This window comes from Achromobacter sp. JCM 18799 (assembly GCF_055395645.1).
In genome coordinates, this window is the sequence record NZ_AP043866.1 from 5,527,426 (window position 1) to 5,553,267 (window position 25,842).

16 protein-coding genes, 2 tRNA genes, 4 rRNA genes and 1 other RNA gene are annotated in these 25,842 nt (G+C 62.9%); 21 read left to right on the forward strand and 2 right to left on the reverse strand.

The window, feature by feature from the left end; translation table 11 throughout:
* Nucleotides 1–182 precede the first annotated feature (182 nt).
* The 7 genes from ACZ5YA_RS26105 (at nucleotide 183) to ACZ5YA_RS26135 (ending at nucleotide 6,378) form a co-directional block, all read left to right on the forward strand.
* Nucleotides 183–1,713: ribosomal RNA gene (locus ACZ5YA_RS26105) — 16S ribosomal RNA — on the forward strand.
* 133 nt (nucleotides 1,714–1,846) lie between these two features.
* Nucleotides 1,847–1,923, forward strand: a tRNA-Ile gene (locus ACZ5YA_RS26110).
* 23 nt (nucleotides 1,924–1,946) lie between these two features.
* Nucleotides 1,947–2,022, forward strand: a tRNA-Ala gene (locus tag ACZ5YA_RS26115).
* A 287-nt stretch (nucleotides 2,023–2,309) separates the two neighbouring features.
* Nucleotides 2,310–5,192, forward strand: a 23S ribosomal RNA gene (locus tag ACZ5YA_RS26120).
* Nucleotides 5,193–5,391: 199 nt separating this feature from the next.
* Nucleotides 5,392–5,504 (forward strand): 5S ribosomal RNA (gene rrf, locus ACZ5YA_RS26125).
* Between the two features lie 158 nt (nucleotides 5,505–5,662).
* A 5S ribosomal RNA gene (gene rrf / locus ACZ5YA_RS26130) occupies nucleotides 5,663–5,775 on the forward strand.
* Together the 16S, 23S and 5S rRNA genes with 2 tRNA genes alongside form the textbook arrangement of a ribosomal RNA operon.
* Nucleotides 5,776–6,012: 237 nt before the next feature.
* Entirely contained in the window at nucleotides 6,013–6,378 is a 366-nt protein-coding gene (locus tag ACZ5YA_RS26135) for a DUF4870 family protein (RefSeq protein ID WP_013391517.1), read from the forward strand.
* 253 nt (nucleotides 6,379–6,631) lie between these two features.
* Here ACZ5YA_RS26135 and ACZ5YA_RS26140 read toward each other — a convergent pair whose 3' ends face one another.
* Nucleotides 6,632–6,910, reverse strand: a complete 279-nt coding sequence (locus ACZ5YA_RS26140) for an SWIB/MDM2 domain-containing protein (protein ID WP_059373735.1) — start codon at nucleotides 6,908–6,910, stop codon at nucleotides 6,632–6,634.
* Between the two features lie 147 nt (nucleotides 6,911–7,057).
* Between ACZ5YA_RS26140 and ACZ5YA_RS26145 the strand changes: the two genes are divergently transcribed.
* Both ACZ5YA_RS26145 and pyrC read left to right on the forward strand, forming a co-directional pair.
* A complete protein-coding gene (locus ACZ5YA_RS26145; protein WP_054457611.1) occupies nucleotides 7,058–8,251 on the forward strand; it encodes a M20 aminoacylase family protein in 1,194 nt (397 codons plus the stop codon).
* An 11-nt stretch (nucleotides 8,252–8,262) separates the two neighbouring features.
* Nucleotides 8,263–9,327 (forward strand): dihydroorotase, encoded by a 1,065-nt coding sequence (pyrC, locus tag ACZ5YA_RS26150; RefSeq protein WP_118932599.1) that lies wholly within the window; start codon nucleotides 8,263–8,265, stop codon nucleotides 9,325–9,327.
* A gap of 97 nt (nucleotides 9,328–9,424) precedes the next feature.
* On the opposite strand, the gene ACZ5YA_RS26155 is transcribed toward pyrC, so the two are convergent.
* A complete protein-coding gene (locus ACZ5YA_RS26155; protein WP_280015388.1) occupies nucleotides 9,425–11,251 on the reverse strand; it encodes an ATP-binding cassette domain-containing protein in 1,827 nt (608 codons plus the stop codon).
* 134 nt (nucleotides 11,252–11,385) lie between these two features.
* Between ACZ5YA_RS26155 and rnpB the strand changes: the two genes are divergently transcribed.
* The 12 genes from rnpB to ACZ5YA_RS26215 all read left to right on the forward strand — a co-directional run bounded on the left by rnpB (nucleotide 11,386) and on the right by ACZ5YA_RS26215 (nucleotide 25,842).
* An RNA gene (gene rnpB, locus ACZ5YA_RS26160) (RNase P RNA component class A) lies at nucleotides 11,386–11,790 on the forward strand.
* A gap of 354 nt (nucleotides 11,791–12,144) precedes the next feature.
* A complete protein-coding gene (gene mraZ / locus ACZ5YA_RS26165; RefSeq protein WP_006226256.1) occupies nucleotides 12,145–12,573 on the forward strand; it encodes a division/cell wall cluster transcriptional repressor MraZ in 429 nt (142 codons plus the stop codon).
* 7 nt (nucleotides 12,574–12,580) lie between these two features.
* The gene (gene rsmH, locus ACZ5YA_RS26170) at nucleotides 12,581–13,675 is read left to right on the forward strand and encodes a 16S rRNA (cytosine(1402)-N(4))-methyltransferase RsmH (RefSeq protein WP_059373732.1); all 1,095 of its coding nucleotides are present in this window, start codon (nucleotides 12,581–12,583) and stop codon (nucleotides 13,673–13,675) included.
* A complete protein-coding gene (gene ftsL / locus ACZ5YA_RS26175; RefSeq protein WP_059373731.1) occupies nucleotides 13,675–13,965 on the forward strand; it encodes a cell division protein FtsL in 291 nt (96 codons plus the stop codon). Before rsmH ends, ftsL begins: the two co-directional genes overlap by 1 nt.
* Nucleotides 13,962–15,692, forward strand: coding sequence for a peptidoglycan D,D-transpeptidase FtsI family protein (locus ACZ5YA_RS26180; RefSeq protein ID WP_059373730.1), 1,731 nt, complete (start codon nucleotides 13,962–13,964; stop codon nucleotides 15,690–15,692). The genes ftsL and ACZ5YA_RS26180 overlap by 4 nt, the downstream gene beginning before the upstream one ends.
* The gene (gene murF / locus ACZ5YA_RS26185) at nucleotides 15,689–18,544 is read left to right on the forward strand and encodes a bifunctional UDP-N-acetylmuramoyl-L-alanyl-D-glutamate--2,6-diaminopimelate ligase MurE/UDP-N-acetylmuramoyl-tripeptide--D-alanyl-D-alanine ligase MurF (RefSeq protein ID WP_464091422.1); all 2,856 of its coding nucleotides are present in this window, start codon (nucleotides 15,689–15,691) and stop codon (nucleotides 18,542–18,544) included. The genes ACZ5YA_RS26180 and murF overlap by 4 nt, the downstream gene beginning before the upstream one ends.
* Nucleotides 18,534–19,703 (forward strand): phospho-N-acetylmuramoyl-pentapeptide-transferase, encoded by a 1,170-nt coding sequence (mraY, locus tag ACZ5YA_RS26190; protein WP_013391525.1) that lies wholly within the window; start codon nucleotides 18,534–18,536, stop codon nucleotides 19,701–19,703. The genes murF and mraY overlap by 11 nt, the downstream gene beginning before the upstream one ends.
* Nucleotides 19,700–21,232, forward strand: a complete 1,533-nt coding sequence (gene murD / locus ACZ5YA_RS26195; RefSeq protein ID WP_464091423.1) for a UDP-N-acetylmuramoyl-L-alanine--D-glutamate ligase — start codon at nucleotides 19,700–19,702, stop codon at nucleotides 21,230–21,232. The genes mraY and murD overlap by 4 nt, the downstream gene beginning before the upstream one ends.
* Entirely contained in the window at nucleotides 21,229–22,422 is a 1,194-nt protein-coding gene (gene ftsW / locus ACZ5YA_RS26200) for a putative lipid II flippase FtsW (protein ID WP_042796415.1), read from the forward strand. The genes murD and ftsW overlap by 4 nt, the downstream gene beginning before the upstream one ends.
* The gene (gene murG, locus ACZ5YA_RS26205) at nucleotides 22,419–23,492 is read left to right on the forward strand and encodes an undecaprenyldiphospho-muramoylpentapeptide beta-N-acetylglucosaminyltransferase (protein ID WP_464091424.1); all 1,074 of its coding nucleotides are present in this window, start codon (nucleotides 22,419–22,421) and stop codon (nucleotides 23,490–23,492) included. Before ftsW ends, murG begins: the two co-directional genes overlap by 4 nt.
* Entirely contained in the window at nucleotides 23,489–24,895 is a 1,407-nt protein-coding gene (murC, locus tag ACZ5YA_RS26210) for a UDP-N-acetylmuramate--L-alanine ligase (protein ID WP_059373726.1), read from the forward strand. The genes murG and murC overlap by 4 nt, the downstream gene beginning before the upstream one ends.
* Nucleotides 24,892–25,842 carry a D-alanine--D-alanine ligase gene (locus ACZ5YA_RS26215; RefSeq protein ID WP_464091425.1) on the forward strand — a complete coding sequence of 317 codons (951 nt, stop codon included), beginning with the start codon at nucleotides 24,892–24,894 and terminating at the stop codon, nucleotides 25,840–25,842. Before murC ends, ACZ5YA_RS26215 begins: the two co-directional genes overlap by 4 nt.

Sequence of the window (25,842 nt, forward strand, 5' to 3'; positions counted from 1 at the left end):
TAAGTGTGGGCGCTTGATGCGAGTGCAATGTGACTTCGGTCACAAGCACAATGAAATCAAGTGCTCACTAGAAGTGAAGTACCTTAGACGTCAAGTTTAAGAACATACCTCACTTCCTTTGAGTAGCGACGTATGACTCGACCCTTTCGGGGGTTAAGAAATACGAAACAAATACAGAGATTAAACTGAAGAGTTTGATCCTGGCTCAGATTGAACGCTAGCGGGATGCCTTACACATGCAAGTCGAACGGCAGCACGGACTTCGGTCTGGTGGCGAGTGGCGAACGGGTGAGTAATGTATCGGAACGTGCCCAGTAGCGGGGGATAACTACGCGAAAGCGTAGCTAATACCGCATACGCCCTACGGGGGAAAGCAGGGGATCGCAAGACCTTGCACTATTGGAGCGGCCGATATCGGATTAGCTAGTTGGTGGGGTAACGGCTCACCAAGGCGACGATCCGTAGCTGGTTTGAGAGGACGACCAGCCACACTGGGACTGAGACACGGCCCAGACTCCTACGGGAGGCAGCAGTGGGGAATTTTGGACAATGGGGGAAACCCTGATCCAGCCATCCCGCGTGTGCGATGAAGGCCTTCGGGTTGTAAAGCACTTTTGGCAGGAAAGAAACGTCATGGGTTAATACCCCGTGAAACTGACGGTACCTGCAGAATAAGCACCGGCTAACTACGTGCCAGCAGCCGCGGTAATACGTAGGGTGCAAGCGTTAATCGGAATTACTGGGCGTAAAGCGTGCGCAGGCGGTTCGGAAAGAAAGATGTGAAATCCCAGAGCTTAACTTTGGAACTGCATTTTTAACTACCGGGCTAGAGTGTGTCAGAGGGAGGTGGAATTCCGCGTGTAGCAGTGAAATGCGTAGATATGCGGAGGAACACCGATGGCGAAGGCAGCCTCCTGGGATAACACTGACGCTCATGCACGAAAGCGTGGGGAGCAAACAGGATTAGATACCCTGGTAGTCCACGCCCTAAACGATGTCAACTAGCTGTTGGGGTCTTCGGACCTTGGTAGCGCAGCTAACGCGTGAAGTTGACCGCCTGGGGAGTACGGTCGCAAGATTAAAACTCAAAGGAATTGACGGGGACCCGCACAAGCGGTGGATGATGTGGATTAATTCGATGCAACGCGAAAAACCTTACCTACCCTTGACATGTCTGGAATTCCGAAGAGATTTGGAAGTGCTCGCAAGAGAACCGGAACACAGGTGCTGCATGGCTGTCGTCAGCTCGTGTCGTGAGATGTTGGGTTAAGTCCCGCAACGAGCGCAACCCTTGTCATTAGTTGCTACGAAAGGGCACTCTAATGAGACTGCCGGTGACAAACCGGAGGAAGGTGGGGATGACGTCAAGTCCTCATGGCCCTTATGGGTAGGGCTTCACACGTCATACAATGGTCGGGACAGAGGGTCGCCAACCCGCGAGGGGGAGCCAATCCCAGAAACCCGATCGTAGTCCGGATCGCAGTCTGCAACTCGACTGCGTGAAGTCGGAATCGCTAGTAATCGCGGATCAGCATGTCGCGGTGAATACGTTCCCGGGTCTTGTACACACCGCCCGTCACACCATGGGAGTGGGTTTTACCAGAAGTAGTTAGCCTAACCGCAAGGGGGGCGATTACCACGGTAGGATTCATGACTGGGGTGAAGTCGTAACAAGGTAGCCGTATCGGAAGGTGCGGCTGGATCACCTCCTTTCAGAGCTTAGTGCTCGTGTTAAGCGTCCACTCTTATCGGTTGTTTGATATAGCTGGGATCAGTTGCAGGCTTGGGTCGAGGGAATCTTCCCTGGGTCTACAGCTTTCCTGACTGCTGATCCGAAAAGGTTTTTGGGTCTGTAGCTCAGTCGGTTAGAGCACCGTCTTGATAAGGCGGGGGTCGTTGGTTCGAATCCAACCAGACCCACCAAGTATTCTGCGCATGCGGGATATGGGGGTGTAGCTCAGCTGGGAGAGCGCCTGCTTTGCAAGCAGGATGTCATCGGTTCGATCCCGTTCACCTCCACCAAGTACTTGATGCCTGGTGATGTAGAGGCTAACTCATAGCGTCGTTGAAACGGCCTTATGAGTTAGGTTTTACCTGACAGCTATATTTGTTCTTTAACAATCTGGAAGAAGCACAACGAAAATGTACTTATCAAGTACTCGACGCAAGTCGATGAAGATAAGTACGGGTTGTGATTGCATTAATTTTGTTCCAAGTTCTCAAGACTGGGGTGAAAACCTCAGACTGCTTTGAAACTTATGAACGGCACAAACGCTAATACTCAGGTCCTATAGCCTACAGCGTTATAGGATCAAGCGACTAAGTGCATATGGTGGATGCCTTGGCGATCACAGGCGATGAAGGACGTAGTAGCCTGCGAAAAGCTACGGGGAGCTGGCAAACAAGCTTTGATCCGTAGATGTCCGAATGGGGAAACCCACCGCAGCAATGCGGTATCCCTGGCTGAATACATAGGCCAGTGGAAGCGAACCGGGTGAACTGAAACATCTCAGTAGCTCGAGGAAAAGAAATCAACCGAGATTCCGAAAGTAGTGGCGAGCGAAATCGGAAGAGCCTTTACGTTTTAGCACGCAAGATAGTCGAACGGAATGGAAAGTCCGGCCGTAGCAGGTGATAGCCCTGTAGGCGAAATCTTGTGTGTGGAACTAAGCGTAAGAAAAGTAGGGCGGGACACGTGAAATCCTGTTTGAAGATGGGGGGACCATCCTCCAAGGCTAAATACTCGTGATCGACCGATAGTGAACCAGTACCGTGAGGGAAAGGCGAAAAGAACCCCGGAAGGGGAGTGAAATAGATCCTGAAACCGTATGCATACAAACAGTAGGAGCCTCCTTGTGGGGTGACTGCGTACCTTTTGTATAATGGGTCAGCGACTTACATTCAGTGGCAAGGTTAACCGAATAGGGAAGCCGTAGCGAAAGCGAGTCCGAATAGGGCGATTCAGTCGCTGGGTGTAGACCCGAAACCAGATGATCTATCCATGGCCAGGTTGAAGGCACGGTAACACGTGCTGGAGGACCGAACCCACTAATGTTGAAAAATTAGGGGATGAGCTGTGGATAGGGGTGAAAGGCTAAACAAATCTGGAAATAGCTGGTTCTCTCCGAAAACTATTTAGGTAGTGCCTCAAGTATTACTGCGGGGGGTAGAGCACTGTTATAGCTAGGGGGTCATGGCGACTTACCAAACTATGGCAAACTCCGAATACCCGCAAGTACAGCTTGGGAGACAGAGCACCGGGTGCTAACGTCCGGACTCAAGAGGGAAACAACCCAGACCGCCAGCTAAGGTCCCAAATTATCGCTAAGTGGGAAACGAAGTGGGAAGGCATAGACAGTCAGGAGGTTGGCTTAGAAGCAGCCATCCTTTAAAGAAAGCGTAATAGCTCACTGATCGAGTCGTCCTGCGCGGAAGATGTAACGGGGCTAAGCGATAAACCGAAGCTGCGGGTGTGCACTTTGTGCACGCGGTAGGAGAGCGTTCTGTAAGCCTGCGAAGGTGGCTTGTAAAGGCTGCTGGAGGTATCAGAAGTGCGAATGCTGACATGAGTAGCGATAAAGGGGGTGAAAAGCCCCCTCGCCGTAAGTCCAAGGTTTCCTGCGCAACGTTCATCGGCGCAGGGTGAGTCGGCCCCTAAGGCGAGGCAGAGATGCGTAGCTGATGGGAAGCTGGTTAATATTCCAGCACCGTCGTACAGTGCGATGGGGGGACGGATCGCGGAAGATCATCAGGGTGTTGGATGTCCCTGTTGCTGCATCGAAGATGGCGCTTAGGCAAATCCGGGCGCGTAAATCAAGGGTGTGGCACGAGCGAGCATTGCTTGCGAAGTGATTGGAAGTGGTTCCAAGAAAAGCCTCTAAGCTTCAGCTGTACGAGACCGTACCGCAAACCGACACAGGTGGACGGGATGAATATTCCAAGGCGCTTGAGAGAACTCAGGAGAAGGAACTCGGCAAATTGATACCGTAACTTCGGGAGAAGGTATACCCCGGTAGTGTGAAGCGCCTGCGCGCTTAGCATGATGGGGTCGCAGAGAATCGGTGGCTGCGACTGTTTATTAAAAACACAGCACTCTGCAAAGACGAAAGTCGACGTATAGGGTGTGACGCCTGCCCGGTGCCGGAAGGTTAAGTGATGGGGTGCAAGCTCTTGATCGAAGCCCCGGTAAACGGCGGCCGTAACTATAACGGTCCTAAGGTAGCGAAATTCCTTGTCGGGTAAGTTCCGACCTGCACGAATGGCGTAACGATGGCCACACTGTCTCCTCCTGAGACTCAGCGAAGTTGAAGTGTTTGTGATGATGCAATCTACCCGCGGCTAGACGGAAAGACCCCATGAACCTTTACTGTAGCTTTGCATTGATCTGTGAACCGGCCTGTGTAGGATAGGTGGGAGGCTTTGAAGCGTAGTCGCTAGATTACGTGGAGCCATCCTTGAAATACCACCCTGGTTTGTTTGCGGTTCTAACCTTGGTCCGTTATCCGGATCGGGGACAGTGCATGGTGGGCAGTTTGACTGGGGCGGTCTCCTCCCAAAGTGTAACGGAGGAGTTCGAAGGTACGCTAGGTACGGTCGGAAATCGTGCTGATAGTGCAATGGCATAAGCGTGCTTGACTGTGAGACTGACAAGTCGAACAGGTGCGAAAGCAGGACATAGTGATCCGGTGGTTCTGAATGGAAGGGCCATCGCTCAACGGATAAAAGGTACTCTGGGGATAACAGGCTGATACCGCCCAAGAGTTCATATCGACGGCGGTGTTTGGCACCTCGATGTCGGCTCATCTCATCCTGGGGCTGTAGCCGGTCCCAAGGGTATGGCTGTTCGCCATTTAAAGAGGTACGTGAGCTGGGTTTAAAACGTCGTGAGACAGTTTGGTCCCTATCTGCCGTGGGCGTTGGATACTTGACGGAGCCTGCTCCTAGTACGAGAGGACCGGAGTGGACGTACCTCTGGTGTACCGGTTGTCATGCCAATGGCATTGCCGGGTAGCTAAGTACGGAAGAGATAACCGCTGAAGGCATCTAAGCGGGAAACTCGTCTGAAGATAAGGTATCCCGGGGACTTGATCCCCCTGAAGGGTCGTTCGAGACCAGGACGTTGATAGGTCGGGTGTGGAAGCGCAGTAATGCGTTAAGCTAACCGATACTAATTGCCCGTGAGGCTTGATCCTATAACACTGATGGTTATGACCTGGTGATATAGCGTTCCAAGTGTCGTTCAATACAAAATCTGGCTGCACCGTCAGCAGCCAGCCAACACCAATTACACCCCACCGTGCGTGATCATCGAGTCTGACTCTGATCGCCACGCGTTGTGTTTCTTCCAAGATTGGAGCAGTTGCCTCAACCGCAGCCGCTCAACCAGTTACGCTTGACGACCATAGCGAGTTGGTCCCACTCCTTCCCATCCCGAACAGGACAGTGAAACGACTTTGCGCCGATGATAGTGGACGGACGTCTGTGAAAGTAGGTCATCGTCAAGCTTTTATTCCGCAGAACCCCACAGGTAACCCCTGTGGGGTTTTGTCTTTTGTGAGAGCCCATTGCGGGCGCCTGTCGAGATCCGCTCCAGGCCCGTGCATCGGTCTCCCGGCAGAATTGGAGCGTTTGTCCCGATAGGGCACACACTCAAGCAGTTACGCCTGACAACCATAGCAAGGTGGTCCCACTCCTTCCCATCCCGAACAGGACAGTGAAACGCCTTTGCGCCGATGATAGTAGACGGACGTCCGTGAAAGTAGGTCATTGTCAGGCTTTGATTCCAAGAACCCCGCAGCTCGCGCTGCGGGGTTTTTTCTTTTGTCTGGTTGCGCGATGAGGTAGAAGGCTGTCGCCGCGGCTGCGCGCCGCCAGGCCTTTTTGGCGTGCGGTTGCGGACCGTCAATCAGGCTGCGAGCCGCGCCAGCATTGAATGTGCACAAATAACAACGGGCGTGGGCGGGGTAGCTTTGTGCGGTAAGATTGACCGAGTCAATTCGTTGGAGCGTTATCGTGAGTGATCCCCAGACCCCCGTGCCCGGAACGACGTTAGACCTGCGCACGTTGACCCACGTTGCCTACGGCTTGTACGCCCTGGGCTTCCTGACGAGCGGTTTCCTGGGCATCGCCACGCTGGCAGCCGTAGTGCTGATGTACCTGAAGCGCTCGGACGCTGCAGGTACCGTCTATGCCGCTCATTTCGACTGGTTGCTGCGTACCTTCTGGTGGGCCCTGCTTTGGCTGGCCATCAGCGGCATCGCGACGCTCATCTTCATCGGCTGGATCGGCCTGGCCGCGACTGTGATCTGGGTGTTGTATCGCTTGATCAAAGGCTGGCTGTCGCTGCTGGAAGGCTCCGCGCCGACCACCTACGCCTGAGGGCAGGTGTTCAAACAGAAGGCCGGCATATGCCGGCCTTTTGCTTTGTCGAACATGCCAACTGCCTGAAGAGGCGCGCCAGGCTTGGCTTTCGGGAAATGCTGGTGTGGGGAATCAGGCCATGCCGGTGAGGTTGTGGCGTGGCTGTCGCGGTGAGAGAAAGCTGCGCTGGGGAGGCGAGCTCGCCCAGGAATGAACCGGGGCGTCGCGACGATATGAAGGCAGGGACGTACGGGGTACGCCCTTTGCCTGCTTACTTCAGATGTGCGTTGACCAGCTTGGTCAGTTCGAACATCGTGACCTGATCTTTACCGAAGATCGGGCGCAGCTTGGCATCGGCGTTGATGTTGCGCTTGTTGCTGGCATCTTGCAGGTTGTGCTTCTTGATGTATTCCCAGATCTTTTTGGTGACCTCGGTACGCGGCACGGCTTCCGAGCCGATGACGGCGGCCAGGTCGGCGCTGGGGGTCAGGGGCTTCATGAATGCAGCGTTCGGCTTGCGCGCGGTCGCGGGTTTGGAGGTTGTGGCCATAATGCGGCGCTCCTTCTCTGGCTGTTGGAAAAATTGTCCTGCGGCCGGAGCATAACGTGTCTCTCTCGTAAAGACAAAGGCATTTATCCTCTGTAGCAACTAAAATGCACAGACTGTCCCCTCTATATCGTCATTCTGTAACCTCCTATGTACGCACGATCTCCTTTGGAATCAATTCGCCTCTTTCATGACGAATTGACGGCGCTGCGGCGCGATTTGCATGCGCATCCCGAGCTTGGCTTCGAGGAAGTCCGGACCTCCGGGATCGTGGCGGGTGCGCTGGAGGCGCTGGGGATCGAGGTGCACCGCGGCATCGGCAAGACCGGTGTGGTGGGCGTGATCCGCGGCAAGCGCTGCGACAGCGGGCGCATGATAGGCCTGCGTGCCGACATGGACGCCTTGCCCATGACCGAAGACAATGACTTCGGCCACAAGTCGACCAAGCCCGGCCTGATGCACGGTTGCGGTCACGACGGTCACACCGCGGTGCTGATCGGCGCGGCCAAATACCTGTCGCAGACACGCAATTTCGATGGCACCGCGGTACTGATCTTCCAGCCAGCGGAAGAGGGGCGCGGCGGCGCGCGCGCCATGCTGGAAGACGGCCTGTTCGATACCTTTCCGTGCGACGCGATTTACGCGCTGCATAACTGGCCGGGCCTGAAGCCGGGCACGATAGGCATCAATCCCGGGCCGATGATGGCCGCCGCCGACCGCTTCGAGATTCTGATCACCGGACGCGGCGGCCACGGCGCGCATCCGTACCAGACCATCGATCCCGTCACCATTGCGGGGCAGATCATCACCGCGTTGCAGACCATCGTGTCGCGCAACGTCAATCCGCTGGATTCGGCGGTGGTGTCCATCGGATCCCTGCAGGCCGGGCATCCCGGCGCCATGAGCGTGATTCCGCGCGAGGCGAGAATGGTCGGCACGGTGCGCACGTTCCGCAAGTCCGTCCAGGAAATGGTGGAGACCCGCATGCGCGAGTTGGTGTCCGCGATTGCGGGCGCTTTCGGCGGCACCGCCGAGGTCACTTACGAACGGATCTACCCTGCGACCTTGAACACGCCGCAGCACGCCAATCTGGTGGCCGATATCGCCACCGAGATGATAGGCAAGGAGAACGTCGTGCGCGATCTGACGCCGTCGATGGGCTCCGAAGATTTCTCTTTCATGTTGCAGAGCAAGCCTGGCGCATACTTCCGCCTGGGCCAGGGCGGAGCCGATTCCGGCTGCGTGCTGCACAACTCGCATTTTGATTTCAACGATGCCGTCATCCCCTTGGGCAGCGCGATGTTCAGCGCGCTGGCCGAACGGGGCATGCCGCTGGCAGATTAAGAAGCCTTCCCATGTCTACTCAAAACACGACTCAGCTCACCATCACCCGGCCGGACGACTGGCACCTGCATCTGCGCGACGGCGCTGCCCTGGAGGCCGTGGTGGCGGATACCGCGCGCCAGTTCGCGCGCGCGATCATCATGCCCAACCTGAAGCCGCCGGTCACGACCACCGAGCAGGCGCTGGCCTATCGCGGCCGCATTCTGGAGGCTTTGAAGAAGGCGGGCGGCAATCCGGATGCCTTCACGCCGTTGATGACGCTGTATCTGACCGACAACACCACGTCGGAAGAGATTTTCCGCGCCTACGAGTCGGGCCAGGTTTATGCGGTGAAGCTGTATCCGGCGGGCGCCACGACCAACTCCGATGCCGGTGTGACCGATCTGCTGGGCAAGTGCACGAAGGCGCTGGAAGCACTGGAAAAATGCGGCATGCCGTTGTTGGTGCACGGCGAAGTGACGGACCCGTCGATCGACCTGTTCGACCGCGAAGCCATCTTTGTCGAGCGCGTGATGAAGCCGCTGCGCCGCGCCTTCCCTGCCTTGAAGGTGGTGTTCGAACACATCACGACGAAAGAGGGCGCGGAATACGTGCGCGACGCGGAAGGCCCCATCGCAGCCACGATTACGCCGCAGCACCTGCTGTACAACCGCAATGCGATTTTCCAGGGCGGCGTGCGGCCGCACTTCTACTGTCTGCCGGTCCTCAAGCGCGAGACGCACCGCCTTGCGCTGGTCGAGGCGGCGACCAGCGGCAGCCCGCGCTTTTTCCTGGGCACCGACAGCGCGCCACACGCGCGCGGGTTGAAGGAACATGCCTGCGGCTGCGCTGGTTGCTACACGGCATTGCACGCGATGGAGCTGTACGCGACGGCGTTCGATGCTGTCGGCAAGTTGGACAAGCTGGAAGGCTTCGCTAGTTTCCATGGCCCGGATTTCTACGGTTTGCCGCGCAACACCGGCACGCTGACGCTGGTGCGCGAGACCTACCAGGTGCCGGAGGAAGTGGCGTTCGGCAACACGACGTTGGTTCCGCTGGCCGCGGGTGAAGCGCTGACCTGGCGCGCACGGGGCTAGGCAACCGGGTTGCCCGGCTGCTCCCGGACAAGAAAATGCCCCCGAGATCCCGGGGGCATTTTTCATGCGCCTCTATATGTATATAGAGACAAGCTGATTACAGCGTACCTTCGCGGCGCGCTTCCAGCAATTCCCAGCGGGCGAAGCGCTCTTCGAGTTCGCCTTCCAGCTTGGCGAGTTCGCCGTTGATGCGTTCGACTTCGGCGGGCGCGTCGCGGTAAAGGCTGCCATCGGCGAGCTTGCCGGCGAGCTCGGCCTGTTGCGCTTCCAGGGCGGCGATGGCGTCAGGAAGGCCTTCCAGCTCGCGCAGCTCCCAGGAGTTCATCTTGGCGGACTTGGCCGGTTTGGGCTTGGCGGCCTTGGCGCGCGCGGCGGCATCGTCGGCAGGCCTGGCGGCAGGAGCCGCGTCTTCGGCCGGGGCCGCGGGCGCGGGCCGCTGCGCGACCCATTCGTCGTAGCCGCCCACGTAATCGCGCCAGCGGCCATTGCCTTCGTAGGCGATGGTCTGGGTGACGACGTTGTTCAGGAAGGCGCGGTCATGGCTGACCAGCAGCACCGTGCCCTGGTACTCCTGCAGCAATTCTTCCAGCAGCTCGAGCGTTTCGATGTCGAGGTCGTTGGTGGGTTCGTCCAGCACCAGGATGTTGGCGGGACGGGCGAACAGGCGCGCCAGCAGCAGCCGGGCGCGTTCGCCGCCGGACAGGCTGCGCACGGGCGAGCCGGCGCGGGCGGGCGAGAACAGGAAGTCGCCGAGGTAGCTCATGACGTGCTTGCGGGCGCCGCCGATTTCCACCCATTCGCTACCCGGGCTGATGATGTCGACGAGCGTGGCGTTTTCGTCCAGCTGCGCGCGCATCTGGTCGAAATACGCAACCGCGACGTTGGTGCCAAGCCGCGTCGTGCCGCTGTCGGGCTGCATCTCGCCCAGGATCAGCTTGAGCAGGGTGGTCTTGCCCGCGCCGTTGGGGCCGATGATGCCGATGCGGTCGCCGCGCAGGATGGTGGTGGAATAGTCGTCCACCACGATCTTGTCGCCGAAGGCTTTGTTCACATGGTCGAGTTCGGCGACCAGCTTGCCGGAGCGCTGGCCTTCGGCCAGGGCGAGCGAAACGTCGCCGACGCGTTCGCGGCGCTCGGCGCGTTCGACCCGCAGCCGTTCCAGGCGGCGCACGCGGCCTTCGTTGCGGGTGCGGCGGGCCTCGACGCCCTTGCGGATCCAGACTTCTTCCTGCGCCAGCAGCTTGTCGAAGCGGGCCTGTTCCAGGCGCTCGGACTCGAGCCACTGGGCCTTGCGCTCTTGCCACTGCGAGAAGTTGCCGGGAAAGCTCAGCAACCGCCCGCGATCGAGTTCAACGATGCGAGTGGCCACCGCATCCAGGAAGCGGCGGTCGTGGGTGATGATGACCGCGGCGCCTTTCCAGGCGCGCAGCATGTCTTCCAGCCAGGCGATGCCTTCGAAGTCCAGGTGGTTGGTGGGTTCGTCCAGCAGCAGCAGATCGGGCTCGTCGACCAAGGCGCGAGCCAGCGCGACGCGCTTGCGCGTGCCGCCCGACAGGCCCGCGATCTGTACGTCAGCGGGCAGGCCGAGCTTTTCGAGCACCGAGCGCACGCGCGAGGGGCGCTGCCAGTCTTCATGATCACCCTCGACATTGCAAACCACATCGAAGACGGTGGCGTTTTCGTCGAGTTCGGGTTCCTGTTCGACCGTGGCGACGCGCAGGCCCGAACTGCGGGCGATGTCGCCGTCGTCGGGCTGGGTCCTGCCGTCCAGCAGCCTCAGCAACGAAGACTTGCCGGCGCCATTGCGGCCGATGAGGCCTATGCGCTCGCCCGCCTGGATGGCGAAATCGGCATGGTCCAGCAGCGGGTGGTGGCCATAGGCCAGCTGGATGTCGGTAAGGGTGATGAGAGTAGCAAGGGCCATGTGATGGGTATTGTCTGCGGCGTCTGAGCGGATCAAGGCGTATTGTCGCAGGAACCCCGCAACGCCGTTTGCGCGGCAGGGTATCGAGGTCTCTGCGGGGACGGAGCCGGCAGGTGTAATAGAATACGCACCGCAAGGCGGGTCGGACGATCGCGGTGGATGCGAATCCATCGAGGAAGGTCCGGACTCCATAGGGCAGGGTAACGGCTAACGGCCGTCCGGCCGCGTCTTCGGGCGCGGTTGAGGAATAGGGCCACAGAGACGAGTCTGCGGGGCGGGCGCGCAGCGCGCGCACAGATACGGCCATCTCCGTATCGCGCCGTCCGGCAACGGGCGGCGGCATCGCAGGGTGAAACGCGGCAACCTCTATCCGGAGCAACATCAAATAGGCATGCGTGCGGTCTTCGGACCGCGTAGGGCGGCCCGTCCAAGCATGCGGGTAGATGGCTAGAGCGGCTCAGCAATGATCCGTCCAGAGGAATGATCGTCCGCCAGGGAAACCTGGTGTACAGAATCCGGCCTATAGACCCGTCTTGCAACTCATTCTCAACGCGAGCCGGGTCCGGGCTGGAGCCAGGCGTCGCGCTGGCCGGGCCGGACCATTTTTGGGGCCGCTCCAATCGGCGGGGCCGGCTGGAAGCCTTGCCAACCGGAGCTAACGACCGACCGTAAAACAATGCAAAGCCATTGTTAGCCGCCACTTCTGAAGAAGGACTTTTAGATAGTGCCGCAACCTCCTGATTTATTGGGAGGTTTTTCTTTTTGCGGATTTACATGTTGATCTAAGTCCTTGTTGTGATTGAAAAAATTGCAACCACGCGCTTGACCGCCCCGATCCCATACCGTAGAGTGGGAAATAGTAGGAAATTGTGCAATTAAGTGGGGTAAAAGTGGTGTTTCAGGGAAGCAGCGCGCTCACGCTGGATGCCAAGGGACGGATCTCGATTCCGACCCGGCACCGTGACGCGCTCATGTCGCAGGCCGATGGCCGGCTGACCCTGACACGCCACCCTGACGGCTGCTTGCTGGTCTACCCGCGGCCGGAGTGGGAAAAGAAGCGCGAGCAGATTGCCGCCTTTCCCATGACGGCGCGCGCGTTGCAGCGGCTGTTGCTGGGCAACGCTCAGGACGTGGAACTGGACGGCTCCGGCCGGGTCTTGATCGCTCCTGAACTGCGCAACGCTTCCGGTATGACGCGCGATGTGATGCTGCTCGGTCTGGGCGCGCACTTCGAGCTGTGGGACGCCGCTACTCTGGCCAGCCGCGAGGCTGAGGACCTGGCCAAGGGTATGCCGGATGTGTTGAATCAGTTTTCGTTCTGAAAAAGTTATGGAATTCGAACATCGGCCCGTTCTGCTGGAGCCGACGGTGGACGCGCTATTGCTGCCCGACTTCGGCGGCAAGGGTGCGGCACGGTCGCATCAGCATGCCGGGCCGGCTGCGGCTACGCGGGCGGAAGACGGCGTCTTCGTCGACGGCACCTTCGGGCGTGGCGGGCACAGCCGCGAATTGCTTGGCCGTTTGGGGCCGAGCGCCAGGCTGGTGGTGTTCGACAAGGATCCGGAGGCGATCGCCGTAGCCAGGCAACTGGCGGCAGCGGACCCGAGGGTCACCGTGGTGCATGGCGGCTTTGCCACCATGGCCGAAGAATTGGAGCAGCTCGGCATCGGCAAGGTCGATGGCGTGATGCTGGATCTGGGCGTTTCCTCGCCTCAGATCGATGATGCCGAGCGCGGTTTCTCGTTCATGCGAGATGGCCCGCTCGATATGCGGATGGACACCACTCGTGGTCCCACGGTGGCGGATTGGCTGGCGCAAGCCAGTGTGGATGAGATGCGGGAGGTCATAGCGGATTATGGCGAAGAACGGTTTGCTTTTCAGGTTGCAAAGGCGATTGCTGCTCGCCGCGCAACAAGGCCGCTGCGCACCACGCTCGAACTTGCCGAGTGCGTCGCCAGCGCCGTCCGCACGCGCGAAAAGGGGCAGCATCCGGCCACACGCACCTTTCAAGCTCTACGGATTTACATCAATCGGGAACTCGAAGAGCTCGCGCGCACCCTCGCGGCAGCTCTAGACCTGCTCGCCCCGGGAGGGAGGTTGGCGGTGATCAGCTTTCATTCGCTTGAAGACCGCATGGTCAAGCAATGCATCGCGGCGGCGGCTCGTCCGGCTGCCGCGCATGCGCGCCTGCCCCTGCGGGAAAGCGAAATGCCCCAACCTGTCCTGCGTTCCCTGGGCCGCGTGCTGGCCGAAGACGACGAAGTCTCGGCCAACGCCCGCGCCCGTTCCGCCGTCCTGCGCGTTGCCGAGCGTACCGAGACGCCGCTGCCCGCCGAGGGCGGCTTTGCGTTCGTGAAGATCGGCTCGCTGCCGGGCAGCGACCTGGCACCCCCGCCGCGCCGCGGCAAGGGAGGGCGCCGCTAATGGGTCGCGTCAACCTGATCGTTGCGGCTTTGCTGATGCTGTCGGCCATTTCCCTGGTCACCAGCCGGTATCAGTCGCGCCAGCTCTTCATCGAGCTGGGACGTGATCAGGCGCAGGCGCGCGACCTCGAAACCAATTGGCGGCGCCTGCAGCTGGACCGCGCCGAACTGGCCCGCAACGCGCGGGTCGATGCCATCGCACGCGACGGCCTGAAGATGATCTCCATCGTTCCGGACCGCACGCTGTACATGAACCAGCCGCCCGTCTCCGCCAACGGAGGCGCGCAATGAAACGCGTCCCTTTCTTCGACAACCCTGTGCTGCGCGGGCAATTGCCCACCTGGCGCGCGCGCCTGGTGCTGATCCTGCTGTTCGGCGGATTCACCGTGCTGGCTGGCCGCGCCCTGTTCCTGCAGGGGTTGTCCACCGAGTTTCTGCAGCAGCAGGGCGAGCGGCGCTATGAGCGCACGCTGACCCTGGCCGCCACGCGCGGCAAGATCATGGACCGCAATGGCGCCGTGCTGGCCTCCAGCGTGCCGGCGCGCGCCATCTGGGCGATTCCCGAAGACGCCAAGCAGGCCACCCCGGCGCAGATGGATACGCTGGCGAAGCTGCTGGAAACGCCGCCGGCCGACCTGCGCCACCGCCTCGTCGACGAAGACAAGAACTTTGTCTACCTGAAGCGCCAGGTCTCCATGGACGTGGCCGACAAGATCAAGCAATTGGGCATGCCGGGCGTGCATCAACAGCCCGAGACCCGCCGCTACTACCCGGACGGCGACGTGATGGCTCACGTGGTGGGCTTTAACAGCGTCGAGGACCAGGGGCAGGAAGGCGTTGAGCTGACGTTCAACCAGCAGTTGTCCGGCCGCCCCGGCAGTCGCCGCGTGATCAAGGACCGGCTCGGCCGCGTGATCGAAGACGTGCAGGCCGTGACCCTGCCGGTGGATGGACGCGACCTGCGCCTGTCGATCGACACGCGCTTGCAGTACCTGGTGTTCAAGGCGTTGAAGGACGCGATGGACAAGCACCAGGCCAAGGGCGCGACCGCGGTGGTCGTGGACGTGCACACGGGCGAGATCCTGGCCCTGGCCAACGTGCCGACCTTCGATCCCAACAAGCGCGAGACCTTCCACGGTTCCAAGCTGCGCAACCAGGCTATCACCGACACCTTCGAACCCGGTTCGATCATGAAGCCGTTCACCGCCGCGCTGGCGCTGGACCTGGGCCGCATCAGCACCAAGACCCTGTTCGAAACCGGCAACGGCCGCTTCCAGTACCAGGGCAGCACGATCAGCGACGTGAGCCGCAACGGCACGCTGGATGTGGCGGGCGTGCTGCGCAAGTCCAGCAACATCGGCATGACGATGATCTCCGAGAAGCTGGAATCCCGCGAAATGTGGGACCGCTTCACCGAACTGGGCCTGGGGCAGGCGCCCCAGGTGGGATTTCCCGGCGCGGCGCCCGGCCGCCTGCGTCCGTGGGACCGCTGGCGCCTGATCGAAAAGGCCACCATGGCCTACGGCTACGGCCTGTCGGTGTCGCTGCTGCAGGTGGCGCGCGCCTATACCGTTTTCGCCCGTAACGGCGACATGGTGTCGCTGACCCTGGTCAAGCGCGACAGCGACCCCACCAGCGTCAAGATCTACACGCCCAAGACCACCGAAATGGTGCGCGGCATGCTGGAAGCGGCCGCCGGCCCCGAAGGCACCAAGGCCGCCCAGGTGCAGGGCTACCGGGTCGCCGGCAAGAGCGGCACGGCGCGCAAGATCGTCGACGGCAAGTACAGCATGCAGCGCTATCGGAGCTCTTACGTGGGCTTCGCTCCGGTATCCGATCCGAAGATCGTCGTGGCCGTGTCCATCGACGAGCCGACGGTCGGCGGCTATTACGGCGGCGCTATCGCCGCGCCCGTGTTCTCCCAGATCGTGGGGGGGAGCTTGCGGCTGATGGGGGTGCGCCCGGACGCACCCTTCGAATCCACAATTGTTGCTGGTCTTAAGGAGCCAGGCAGATGAGCGCCAAAGGCTTCCTCTCCAACCCTGTCGCCACGGTTGCCGAAACCGTGGCGTGGTTGCATTCGCGCGTGTCGTTGACCGCGCACCTCAAGCTGGACTCCCGCGATATCGAGCCGGGCGATGTATTCGTCGCGTGCCCGGGCCTGTCCAGCGACGGACGTCTCTATATAGAGAAGGCGTTGGCGCTGGGCGCCAGTGCAGTGTTGTTCGAAGCTCCCGCCAACGAGGCCGTGACGGCCGTGGCGGACCACGCTGCAATGCTGCCGGTGACCGGCTTGCGTGGCCTGCTGGGCGAGTTGGCCGACACCTGGTACGGCCGGCCCTCGGCCGAGCTGGCGGTGGTGGCGGTAACGGGCACCAACGGCAAGACGTCATCGGTGCAATGGATTGCCCATGCGCTGAGCCGCAATGACAAGCCCTGCGGCACCATCGGCACCCTGGGCGCCGTGTTGCCCGATGGGCAGACGCTGGGCGGCGACCTGACGACGCCCGACGTGCTGACCGTGCACCGCACGCTGGCCGCGATGCGCGACGCCGGTGCCAAGGCCGTGGCCATGGAAGCCTCTTCCATCGGCATCGAACAGGGCCGCATGGACGGCGTGCGTGTTGCGCTGGCCGCCTTCACCAACCTGACGCGCGACCATCTTGACTACCACGGCACCATGGAACGGTACGAAGCCGCCAAGGCGCGCCTGTTCCGCTGGCCGGGCCTGACCGCCGCCGTGATCAACGCCGACGACGAAGCCGGCCGCCGCCTGATCGCCGACCTGCCTGCCGGCATGGCGATGGGCTACAGCCTGAGCGAAGCGCAGGACATTCCCGCCGGCATGCGCGCGCGCGATCTCCAGGCTACCGCGCAGGGGCAGATCTTCACGCTGGTGTCGCCGCATGGCGAGGCGCAGATCGTGACGCGCCTGCTGGGCGCGCATAACGTATCGAACCTGCTGCTGGTTGCGGGCGTGCTGTATCAGCTGGGCCTGCCGTTTGCGCAGATCGCGCGCGAACTGGCGGCGACTGACCCCGTCGACGGCCGCCTGCAGACTGTCGAACCGGTGGCGCATAGCACCCAGGCCAGCACGGGCCGTGGCCCGCTGGTGGTGGTGGACTATGCCCATACCCCGGATGCGTTGTCACGCGCGCTGGCGGCCTTGCGCGCCGTTGCGACCGCCCGATCGGGCCGCTTGATCTGCGTGTTCGGCTGCGGCGGCGAGCGCGATCCGGGCAAGCGTCCGGTGATGGGCCGCATCGCTGCGGACTTGGCCGACCATGTGGTCGTGTCCAGCGACAACCCGCGCACCGAGTCGCCCGAAGCCATCGTCGAACAGATCCTGACGGGTATTCCCGACAACGTGACGCCCGACGTGCAAGTGGACCGCGCACGCGCCATCATGCAGACCATCTGGGCCGCGGCGCCCGATGATGTGGTGCTGCTGGCCGGCAAGGGCCATGAAACCTACCAGGATATCGGGGGCGAGAAGCTGCCGTTCGATGACCGGGAGTGGGCGCGGCTGGCGCTGCTGTTGCCGCAGGTCAAGGGCGTGTCGACCGACACCCGCCGCATCGGCGAAGGCGAACTGTTCGTGGCGCTGGTGGGCGAGAACTTCGACGCCCATAACTATCTGGATCAGGCCGAAGCGCGCGGCGCGTGCGCGGCCGTGGTGGCGCATGCCGTGCCCGACGCCAAGCTGCCGCAACTGGTGCTGGGCGATACCCGCGTTGCGTTGATGCGCATCGGCGCCGCGTGGCGCGCGCGGTTCACGCTGCCCGTGGTGGCGGTGACCGGCAGCAATGGCAAGACCACCACCAAGGAAATGATCTCGGCGATGCTGGCCGAGTGGCAGGGCGAGACGGGCCGCCTGGCGACCGCCGGCAACCTGAACAATGACATCGGCGTGCCGCTGACCCTGCTGCGCCTGCGGCCGGAGCACCGCGCCGCCGTATTCGAACTGGGCATGAACCACCCCGGCGAGATCGCGCAGTTGGCCGCCCTTGCGGCGCCCTCGGTGGCGCTGGTCACCAACGCCCAGCGCGAACACCAGGAATTCATGCACAGCGTGGAAGCGGTGGCGCACGAGAACGGCGCCGCCATCGCGGCGCTGCCCGAGGACGGCGTTGCCGTGTATCCCGGCGACGAGCCGTATTCGGCGATCTGGGATGCCCTGGCCGAGCCGCGCCGCGTGCTGCGTTTCGGCCTGCAGCCCGGCCTGGACGTGTACGCCGAGCAGATCCTCGCCGACGTGAACGCCACGCGTTGCCGTGTGGTGACGCCGGTGGGCGTTGCCGACCTGACGCTGCCGGTGCCGGGCCTGCACAACCTGCGCAATGCGCTGGCCGCCATTGCCAGCGCGATCGCCGCGGGGGCTCCGCTGGGCGGCGCGGTGCGCGCACTGGCTGGCTTCAGCCCGGTCGCGGGGCGCATGCAGCACAAGAGTATGAGTGACGGAACGTTGCTCATTGATGACACTTACAATGCCAACCCCGACTCGGTCCGCGTAGCCGTGGACGTGCTGGCCCGCATGGCCGGCAAGCGCGTCCTGGTGCTGGGCGACATGGGCGAGGTCGGGGACAACGGCCCCGCCATGCATGTCGAGGTGGGCAATTACGCGCGTGAGCAAGGGCTCGACGCGCTCATCACGCTAGGCGAAGCCAGCCGGGCGGCCGCGGCCGCATTCGGAGTGGGCGCACACGCCTGCGCATCGGTAGACGAAGTGGTTGCCGCCATGCGCGGCCTGCGCGCGTCCTGCGTATTGGTAAAGGGATCGCGCTTTATGCGCATGGAGCGGGTAGTGACGGCTTTTTCTACGAATGAAGGTGTGACGGCCAAGGGGCAGGGAGAGCAGAATGCTGCTTGAAATCGCCCGCATGCTGTCTGACGATGTGCGCGCACTGGGGGTGTTCGAATACATCACCCTGCGCGCTGTTCTGGCATGCGCGACTGCGCTGTTGATTGGTCTGGTGGCGGGTCCGCGCGTGATCCGCAAACTGACCGAGATGAAGATCGGCCAGGCCGTGCGCTCCTACGGTCCGGAAACCCATCTGGTCAAGACCGGCACCCCCACCATGGGCGGCGTGCTCATCCTCATTTCCATCGCCATCAGCACGCTGCTGTGGGCGGACTGGACCAACCGCTTCGTGTGGGTGGTGTTGCTGGTGACCTTCGGCTTCGGCTGGATCGGCTGGATGGACGACTACCGCAAGGTGGTCTATCGCGATCCCGAAGGGATGCCCGCGCGCCAGAAGTTCTTCTGGCAGGCCACCATCGGCATCGTGGCCGCGGTGTATCTGGCTTTCGCTGTGTCCGCGCCCGCCAACACTGAACTGTGGCCCCTTTTCAAGGCCTGGGTGGGCAGCGGCTTCACGATGCCGCTGCCGACGCGCGCTGACCTGATCGTTCCGTTCTTCAAGAGCGTGAGCTATCCGTTGGGCGTGCTTGGCTTCGTGGCGCTGACCTGGGCGGTCATCGTCGGCACCAGCAATGCCGTGAACCTGACCGACGGCCTCGATGGCCTGGCCATCATGCCTACCGTCATGGTGGGCAGCGCGCTGGGCATCTTCGCCTATGTGGTCGGTCGCGTGGACTATTCCAAGTACTTGCTGTTCCCCTACATCCCGGGCGCGTCGGAGCTGATGGTGCTGTGCGCCGCGATCGGGGGCGCCGGGCTGGCATTTTTGTGGTTCAACGCGTATCCGGCCCAGGTCTTCATGGGCGACGTCGGCGCGCTTGCCTTGGGGGGCGCGCTGGGCACCATTGCGGTCATCGTGCGCCAGGAAATCGTGCTTTTCATCATGGGCGGCGTGTTCGTGGTCGAGACCCTTTCCGTGATGATGCAAGTGACTTGGTTCAAGTACACCAAGCGACGTTATGGAACAGGTAGACGCATTTTCCGCATGGCCCCGTTGCATCATCACTTTGAAGTGGGCGGCTGGAAGGAAACCCAGGTGGTCGTGCGTTTCTGGATCATCAGCATGATGCTGGTGCTGATTGGCCTCTCTACCCTGAAGTTGCGATGAATACGATGGAAACCTCCCGCGCAGACGCGCCGCTCGTCCTGATCCTCGGATTGGGCGAGACGGGTGTCGCCGCCGCTCGCTGGTGCGCCCGCCTGGGTGCCCGCCTGCGCGTGGCCGACACGCGCGCCGAACCGGGCGGGCTGGCTGCGCTGCGCGAATCGCTGGCGCAAAGCGAAGTGGAATACCGCTTGGGCTGCGACGAGTCGTTCGACACGGCGCTGCTGGACGGCGTGAGCCAAGTGGTGCTGAGCCCGGGCTTGGCGCCTGCCCAGGCGCCCGCGGCCGATCTGCTGCGCGAGGCCGAGGCCCGCGGCATCGAGATCGTCGGCGAGATTGAATTGTTTGCGCGCGCGCTGGCCGATCTGGCTGAAACGCGCGAGTACCGGCCGCGCCTGTTGATCGTGACAGGTACCAACGGCAAGACCACCGTTACCGCGCTGACGCGCCAACTGATCGAAGCCAGCGGTCTTTCGGCCGTGGCGGCGGGCAACATCAGTCCCGCGGCGCTGGCCGCGCTGATGGAAGCGCTGGATGCCGAATCGCTGCCGCAGGTCTGGGTGCTGGAGCTGTCCAGCTTCCAGCTGGAAACCACGCGCTCGCTGATGGCCGATGCGGCCGTCGTGCTGAACGTCACCCAGGATCATCTGGACTGGCATGGCAGCATGGAAGCCTACGCGCAGGCCAAGGCCCGCCTGCTGAAGATGGCCCGGGTCGCCATCGTCAACCGCGACGATCCGTACACCGTGGACATGGTGGCCACGCTGAACGCGCTGAACGTGCGCAGCTTCGGCCGCGACGTGCCGGAGCTGGTCGGCGACATGGGCCTGGAGCTGGGCCAGGGCGTGGCGTGGCTGGTGGCCTGCGAACCCAATGATTTCGATGAACCCGCGCCGCCGGTGCGCCGCAAGAAGGACGCGCCCGAGCCGGTGCGCGCCAAGGGCCGCATGAGCCGCCTGATGCCAGTGGACGCCCTGCGCATCCGCGGCATCCACAATGCCTTGAATGCGTTGGCTGCGCTGCAGTTGGCGCGCTGCCTGGACCTGGGCTGGGGCCCGATGTTGCGCGCGTTGCGCGAATACACGGGCGAACCGCATCGCGCAGCCTTCGTGCGCACGATCGGCGGCGTCGACTACATCAACGACAGCAAGGGTACCAACGTGGGCGCTACCGTCGCCGCGTTGGAAGGTCTGGGCCAGCCCGTCGTGCTGATCGCCGGCGGCCAGGGCAAGGGCCAGGATTTCTCGCCGCTGATTCCGGTGGTGGCGCAGCACGCGCGCGCCGTGATGCTGATTGGCCAGGACGGTCCCGAGATCGGCCGTGTGCTGGCGTCGACCGGCGTGCAGTGCGTGACGGTTGAAACCCTGCGCGACGCCGTGCGCGGCGCTGCCGAGTTGGCTCAGCCCGGCGATGCCGTGCTGCTGTCGCCCGCCTGCGCCAGCCTGGACATGTTCCGCAACTATCCGCACCGCGGACAGGTGTTCGTGGAAGAGGTCGAAGACCTGGCCCGCGACCGTGGAGAGATCGCATGAGCTTGATCGCCGATCTCACCGCCAGCGTCAACGCCGTACGGCCCGGCCGTACCCGCATGCGCAATTTCGATCTGCCGCTGGTCATCGCGGCGTCGACCTTGCTGCTGCTTGGCCTGCTGATGGTGTATTCGGCGTCGATCGCGCTGGCCGACGGCCCGCGTTATGCGTCCTATGGCCGCTACTACTTCGTGATCCGCCATGGCTTGTTCATCAGCGCCGGCCTGGTGGGCGCGGCGGTGGTGCTGGCCGTGCCGATCCGCGTGTGGCAACGCCTGGCGGTGCCGCTGTTCGTGGTGGCCATGGTGCTGCTGGTGGCGGTGCTGATCCCCGGCATCGGCCGCGAGGTCAATGGCGCGCATCGCTGGATCCCGCTGGGTCCGCTGAACTTCCAACCCTCCGAATTGATGAAGCTGGCCGCACTGCTCTACGCCGCCGACTACACCGTGCGCAAGCAGGAACACATGCAGGCCTTTGCCCGCGGCTTCCTGCCCATGGCATTCGCGCTGGCCGGCGTCGGCATGCTGCTGCTGCTGGAACCCGACCTGGGCGCCTTCATGGTGATCGTGGCGATTGCCATCGGCATCCTGTTCCTGGGCGGCATCAACGGCAAGTACTTCAGCAGCCTGCTGGCCGTGCTGGTCGGCACCTTCCTGATGCTGATCTGGCTGTCGCCGTGGCGCCGCGCGCGCCTGTTCGCGTATCTGGATCCCTGGAACGAAGACAACGCCTACGGCAGCGCTTACCAGCTATCGCATTCGCTGATCGCCCTGGGCCGCGGCGAATGGCTGGGCGTGGGCCTGGGCGCCAGCGTCGAGAAACTGCATTATCTGCCGGAAGCGCATACCGACTTCCTGATGGCGGTGGTAGGCGAAGAATTGGGCTTTGCCGGCGTGATGCTGGTCATCACCCTGTTTGCCATCATCGTTTATCGCGGCTTCGACATCGGCCGCCAGGCCATCGCCATGGAACGCACTTTCGCGGGCCTGGTGGCGCATGGCGTGGCGATGTGGTTCGGCGTGCAGGCCTTCATCAACATGGGCGTCTGCCTGGGCCTGCTGCCCACCAAGGGCCTGACCCTGCCCCTGATGAGCTATGGCGGTTCCGGCATCGTGATGAACCTGTGCGCGTTGGCCATGCTGATCCGGGTCGACGTGGAAAACCGCGTCATGATGCGTGGGGGGCGAGTATGACCTCCCGCACCATCCTGATCATGGCTGGGGGCACCGGCGGACACATCATGCCGGGCCTGGCCGTGGCCGACGTGCTGCGTGAGCGCGGCTGGCGCGTGCTGTGGCTGGGCAATCCTGAAAAGATGGAAGGCCGGCTGGTGCCGCCGCGCGGCATCGAACTGGTGCCGCTGCGCTTCCAGGGCGTGCGCGGCAAGGGCGCCTCGGCGCTCTTGAGGCTGCCGTTCCTGCTGCTGCGCGCCTTTGGGCAAGCGTGGTCACGCCTGTCCGACGTGCGGCCCGACGTGGTGCTGGGCATGGGCGGCTACGTGGCTTTCCCGGGCGGCGTCATTGCGGCGCTGCGCGGCACGCCGCTGGTCGTGCATGAACAGAATGCCGTGGCCGGCACCGCCAACAAGTGGCTGGCCAGGATGGCCCGCCGCGTACTGAGCGGTTTTCCCGGCGTGCTGCCCAAGGGCGAGGCCATGGGCAATCCGGTGCGCGCGGACCTGTGCGCGTTGTCGGATCCCGCGCAGCGCTATGCCGGTCGCAGCGGCCCGCTGCGCCTGCTGGTGGTGGGCGGCAGCCTGGGCGCCCAGGCGCTGAACACGACCTTGCCGCAGGCGTTGGCGCGTCTGCCGCAGGAAAGCCGGCCGGTGGTGGTGCACCAGGCCGGCGAACAGCATTTGCCCGCGCTGCAGCAGGCCTACGCCCAGGCGGGCGTGGAGGCCGACTGCCGCGCATTCATCGATGACATGGCGGGCGCCATGGGCGAAGCCGATCTGCTGATCTGCCGTGCGGGCGCCATGACGGTGTCCGAAGTGGCCGCGGCGGGCGTCGCGGCCTTGTTCGTGCCGTTCCCGCATGCCATCGATGACCACCAGACCGCCAACGCGCGCTTTCTGAGCGACGCGCAGGCCGCCTGGCTGCAGCCGCAGACCGGCCTGACGCCCGAATGGCTGGCGCAGTGGCTGGGTCTACGCTCCCGACAAGAACTTCAAGCCGTGGCTGAACGGGCCCGCGCGCATGCGCGCCCTGAAGCCGCGGCCCATATCGCCGACGTCTGTGAACAAGCAGCGGGGCGCGCATCATGAAACACAGAATTCAACACATCCATTTCGTAGGCATCGGCGGCTCGGGCATGAGCGGCATTGCCGAGGTGCTGCTCAACCTGGGCTACACCATCAGCGGTTCCGACCTGAACGAGTCGGCCGTGACGCGCCGCCTGGCCGGCCTGGGCATGAAGATCGCGATCGGCCACGTGGCCAGCAACGTCACGGGCGCCGCCGCCATCGTCACCTCCACCGCGGTGGCGGGCGACAACCCCGAAGTGATCGCCGCCCGCGCGGCGCGCATTCCGGTGGTGCCGCGGGCCATCATGCTGGCCGAGCTGATGCGCCTGAAGCGCGGCATTGCCGTCGCCGGTACGCACGGCAAGACGACCACGACCAGCCTGGTGGCCAGCGTGCTCGCCGCTGGCGACCTGGACCCGACCTTCGTGATCGGCGGCCGCCTGAACTCGGCCGGCGCCAATGCGCGCCTGGGGCAGGGCGACTACATCGTGGTGGAAGCCGACGAATCCGATGCCTCGTTCCTGAACCTGCTGCCGGTGATGGCCATCGTGACCAATATCGATGCCGATCACATGGACACCTACGGGCACGACGTGGCGCGCCTGAAGAGCGCCTTCATCGAGTTCACGCAGCGCCTGCCGTTCTACGGCAGCGCGGTGCTGTGTTCGGACGACGCCAATGTGCGCGAGATCATGCCTTTTGTGTCGCGGCCCATCACGACCTACGGCCTGAACGAAGAGGCGCAGGTGCGCGCCTACGAAGTGCAGCCGGAAGGCACGCGCATGCGCTTCAACGTGCAGCGCACGCACCGCGACACCTTGTTGCCGCCGCTGCAGGTCGAACTGAACCTGCCGGGCCTGCACAACGTGCGCAACGCGCTGGCCGCGATCGCCGTGGCGACCGAGCTGGGCGTGGCCGATGCAGCCATCTGCGAAGCGCTGTCGTCCTTCCGCGGGGTGGGCCGCCGCTTCACGCAGACGGGCGAATTCCCTGTGCCGGCCAGCCACGGCGGCGGTACTTTCACGGTGATCGACGATTACGGCCATCACCCGGTGGAAATGGCCGCCACGCTGGCCGCCGCGCGCGGCGCCTGGCCCGACCGTCGCATCGTGCTGGCCTTCCAGCCGCACCGCTATACGCGTACCCGCGACTGCTTCGAGGATTTCGTGCGCGTGCTGGGCACGGCCGACGCGGTGCTGCTGACCGAGGTCTATGCCGCGGGCGAGCCGCCGCTGGTCGCGGCGGACGGCCGGGCCTTGTCGCGCGCCCTGCGCGTGGCCGGCAAGGTTGAGCCGGTGTTCGTCGAGGACGTGGCGGAACTGCCGCAGGCCATCGTGGATTTCGTGCGCGACGGCGACGTGGTGATTTGTATGGGAGCGGGTTCGATCAGCAAGGTCCCCGCCCAAGTTGGAGAACTGGCATGAGCACGCAATTCGGCAAGGTGGGTGTGTTGTACGGCGGTCGCTCCGCCGAGCGCGAAGTGTCCTTGATGTCGGGCGCGGGCGTGCACCAGGCGCTGGTCAGCGCCGGCGTGGACGCGCACCTGTTCGACACGGGCGAGCGCAGCCTGTCCGAGCTGGCCGCCCAGGGCTTTGACCGCGTGTTCATCGCTTTGCACGGCCGCTACGGCGAAGACGGCACCATCCAGGGCGCTCTGGAATTGCTGGGCATCCCCTACACCGGAAGCGGCCCGCTGGCCTCCGCGCTCGCCATGGACAAGACCATGACCAAGCGCGTCTGGCTGCAGCACGGCCTGCCCACGCCTGACTTCGAATTGCTGGACGCCGACACCGAGCTGCGCCTGGTGCCGGACCGCCTGAGCTTGCCTCTGATCATCAAGCCGCCGCACGAAGGTTCGACGGTGGGCATCACCAAGGTGGTGGGCTATTCCGACATGAAGGAAGCCTACGCCGCGGCTGCGCGTTTCGATGCCGAAGTGCTGGCCGAGCAGTTCATCACCGGCCGCGAGCTGACCGTGGCGGTGCTGGGCGGCGGCAAGACCGCGCGCGCGCTGCCCGTCATCGAGATCGCCGCGCCCGGCGGCAACTACGACTACGAGCACAAGTACTTCTCCGACGACACGCAGTATTTCTGCCCGGCCACGCTGCCGCCCGAAGTGGCCGCGGAAGTCGCCGAGATCGCGGTCAAGGCTTACCAGGCGCTGGGCTGCGAAGGTTGGGGCCGCGCCGATTTCATCCTCGACCGCGACAACCGGCCGTGGCTGCTTGAAATGAATACCTCGCCTGGCATGACCAGTCATTCACTCGTTCCCATGGCCGCCAAGGCGGTGGGAATCAGCTACGCCGAACTGTGCGTGGCGATCTTGTCCGAGGCTGCGTGCAAAGTGCGCAGCTCGGCCCGCAACGCTTGA

Bases quoted from the DNA above. Each gene is read 5' to 3' on its own strand.
- ACZ5YA_RS26145 (WP_054457611.1), top strand. From the start codon at position 7,058: ATGTACGCACGATCTCCTTTGGAATCAATTCGCCTCTTTCATGACGAA.
- murD (WP_464091423.1), top strand. From the start codon at position 19,700: ATGAATACGATGGAAACCTCCCGCGCAGACGCGCCGCTCGTCCTGATC.
- ftsL (WP_059373731.1), top strand. From the start codon at position 13,675: ATGGGTCGCGTCAACCTGATCGTTGCGGCTTTGCTGATGCTGTCGGCC.
- ACZ5YA_RS26180 (WP_059373730.1), top strand. From the start codon at position 13,962: ATGAAACGCGTCCCTTTCTTCGACAACCCTGTGCTGCGCGGGCAATTG.
- mraY (WP_013391525.1), top strand. From the start codon at position 18,534: ATGCTGCTTGAAATCGCCCGCATGCTGTCTGACGATGTGCGCGCACTG.
- ACZ5YA_RS26155 (WP_280015388.1), bottom strand. From the start codon at position 11,251: ATGGCCCTTGCTACTCTCATCACCCTTACCGACATCCAGCTGGCCTAT.
- ACZ5YA_RS26140 (WP_059373735.1), bottom strand. From the start codon at position 6,910: ATGGCCACAACCTCCAAACCCGCGACCGCGCGCAAGCCGAACGCTGCA.
- rsmH (WP_059373732.1), top strand. From the start codon at position 12,581: ATGGAATTCGAACATCGGCCCGTTCTGCTGGAGCCGACGGTGGACGCG.
- ACZ5YA_RS26215 (WP_464091425.1), top strand. From the start codon at position 24,892: ATGAGCACGCAATTCGGCAAGGTGGGTGTGTTGTACGGCGGTCGCTCC.
- murF (WP_464091422.1), top strand. From the start codon at position 15,689: ATGAGCGCCAAAGGCTTCCTCTCCAACCCTGTCGCCACGGTTGCCGAA.
- ftsW (WP_042796415.1), top strand. From the start codon at position 21,229: ATGAGCTTGATCGCCGATCTCACCGCCAGCGTCAACGCCGTACGGCCC.
- pyrC (WP_118932599.1), top strand. From the start codon at position 8,263: ATGTCTACTCAAAACACGACTCAGCTCACCATCACCCGGCCGGACGAC.
- murC (WP_059373726.1), top strand. From the start codon at position 23,489: ATGAAACACAGAATTCAACACATCCATTTCGTAGGCATCGGCGGCTCG.
- murG (WP_464091424.1), top strand. From the start codon at position 22,419: ATGACCTCCCGCACCATCCTGATCATGGCTGGGGGCACCGGCGGACAC.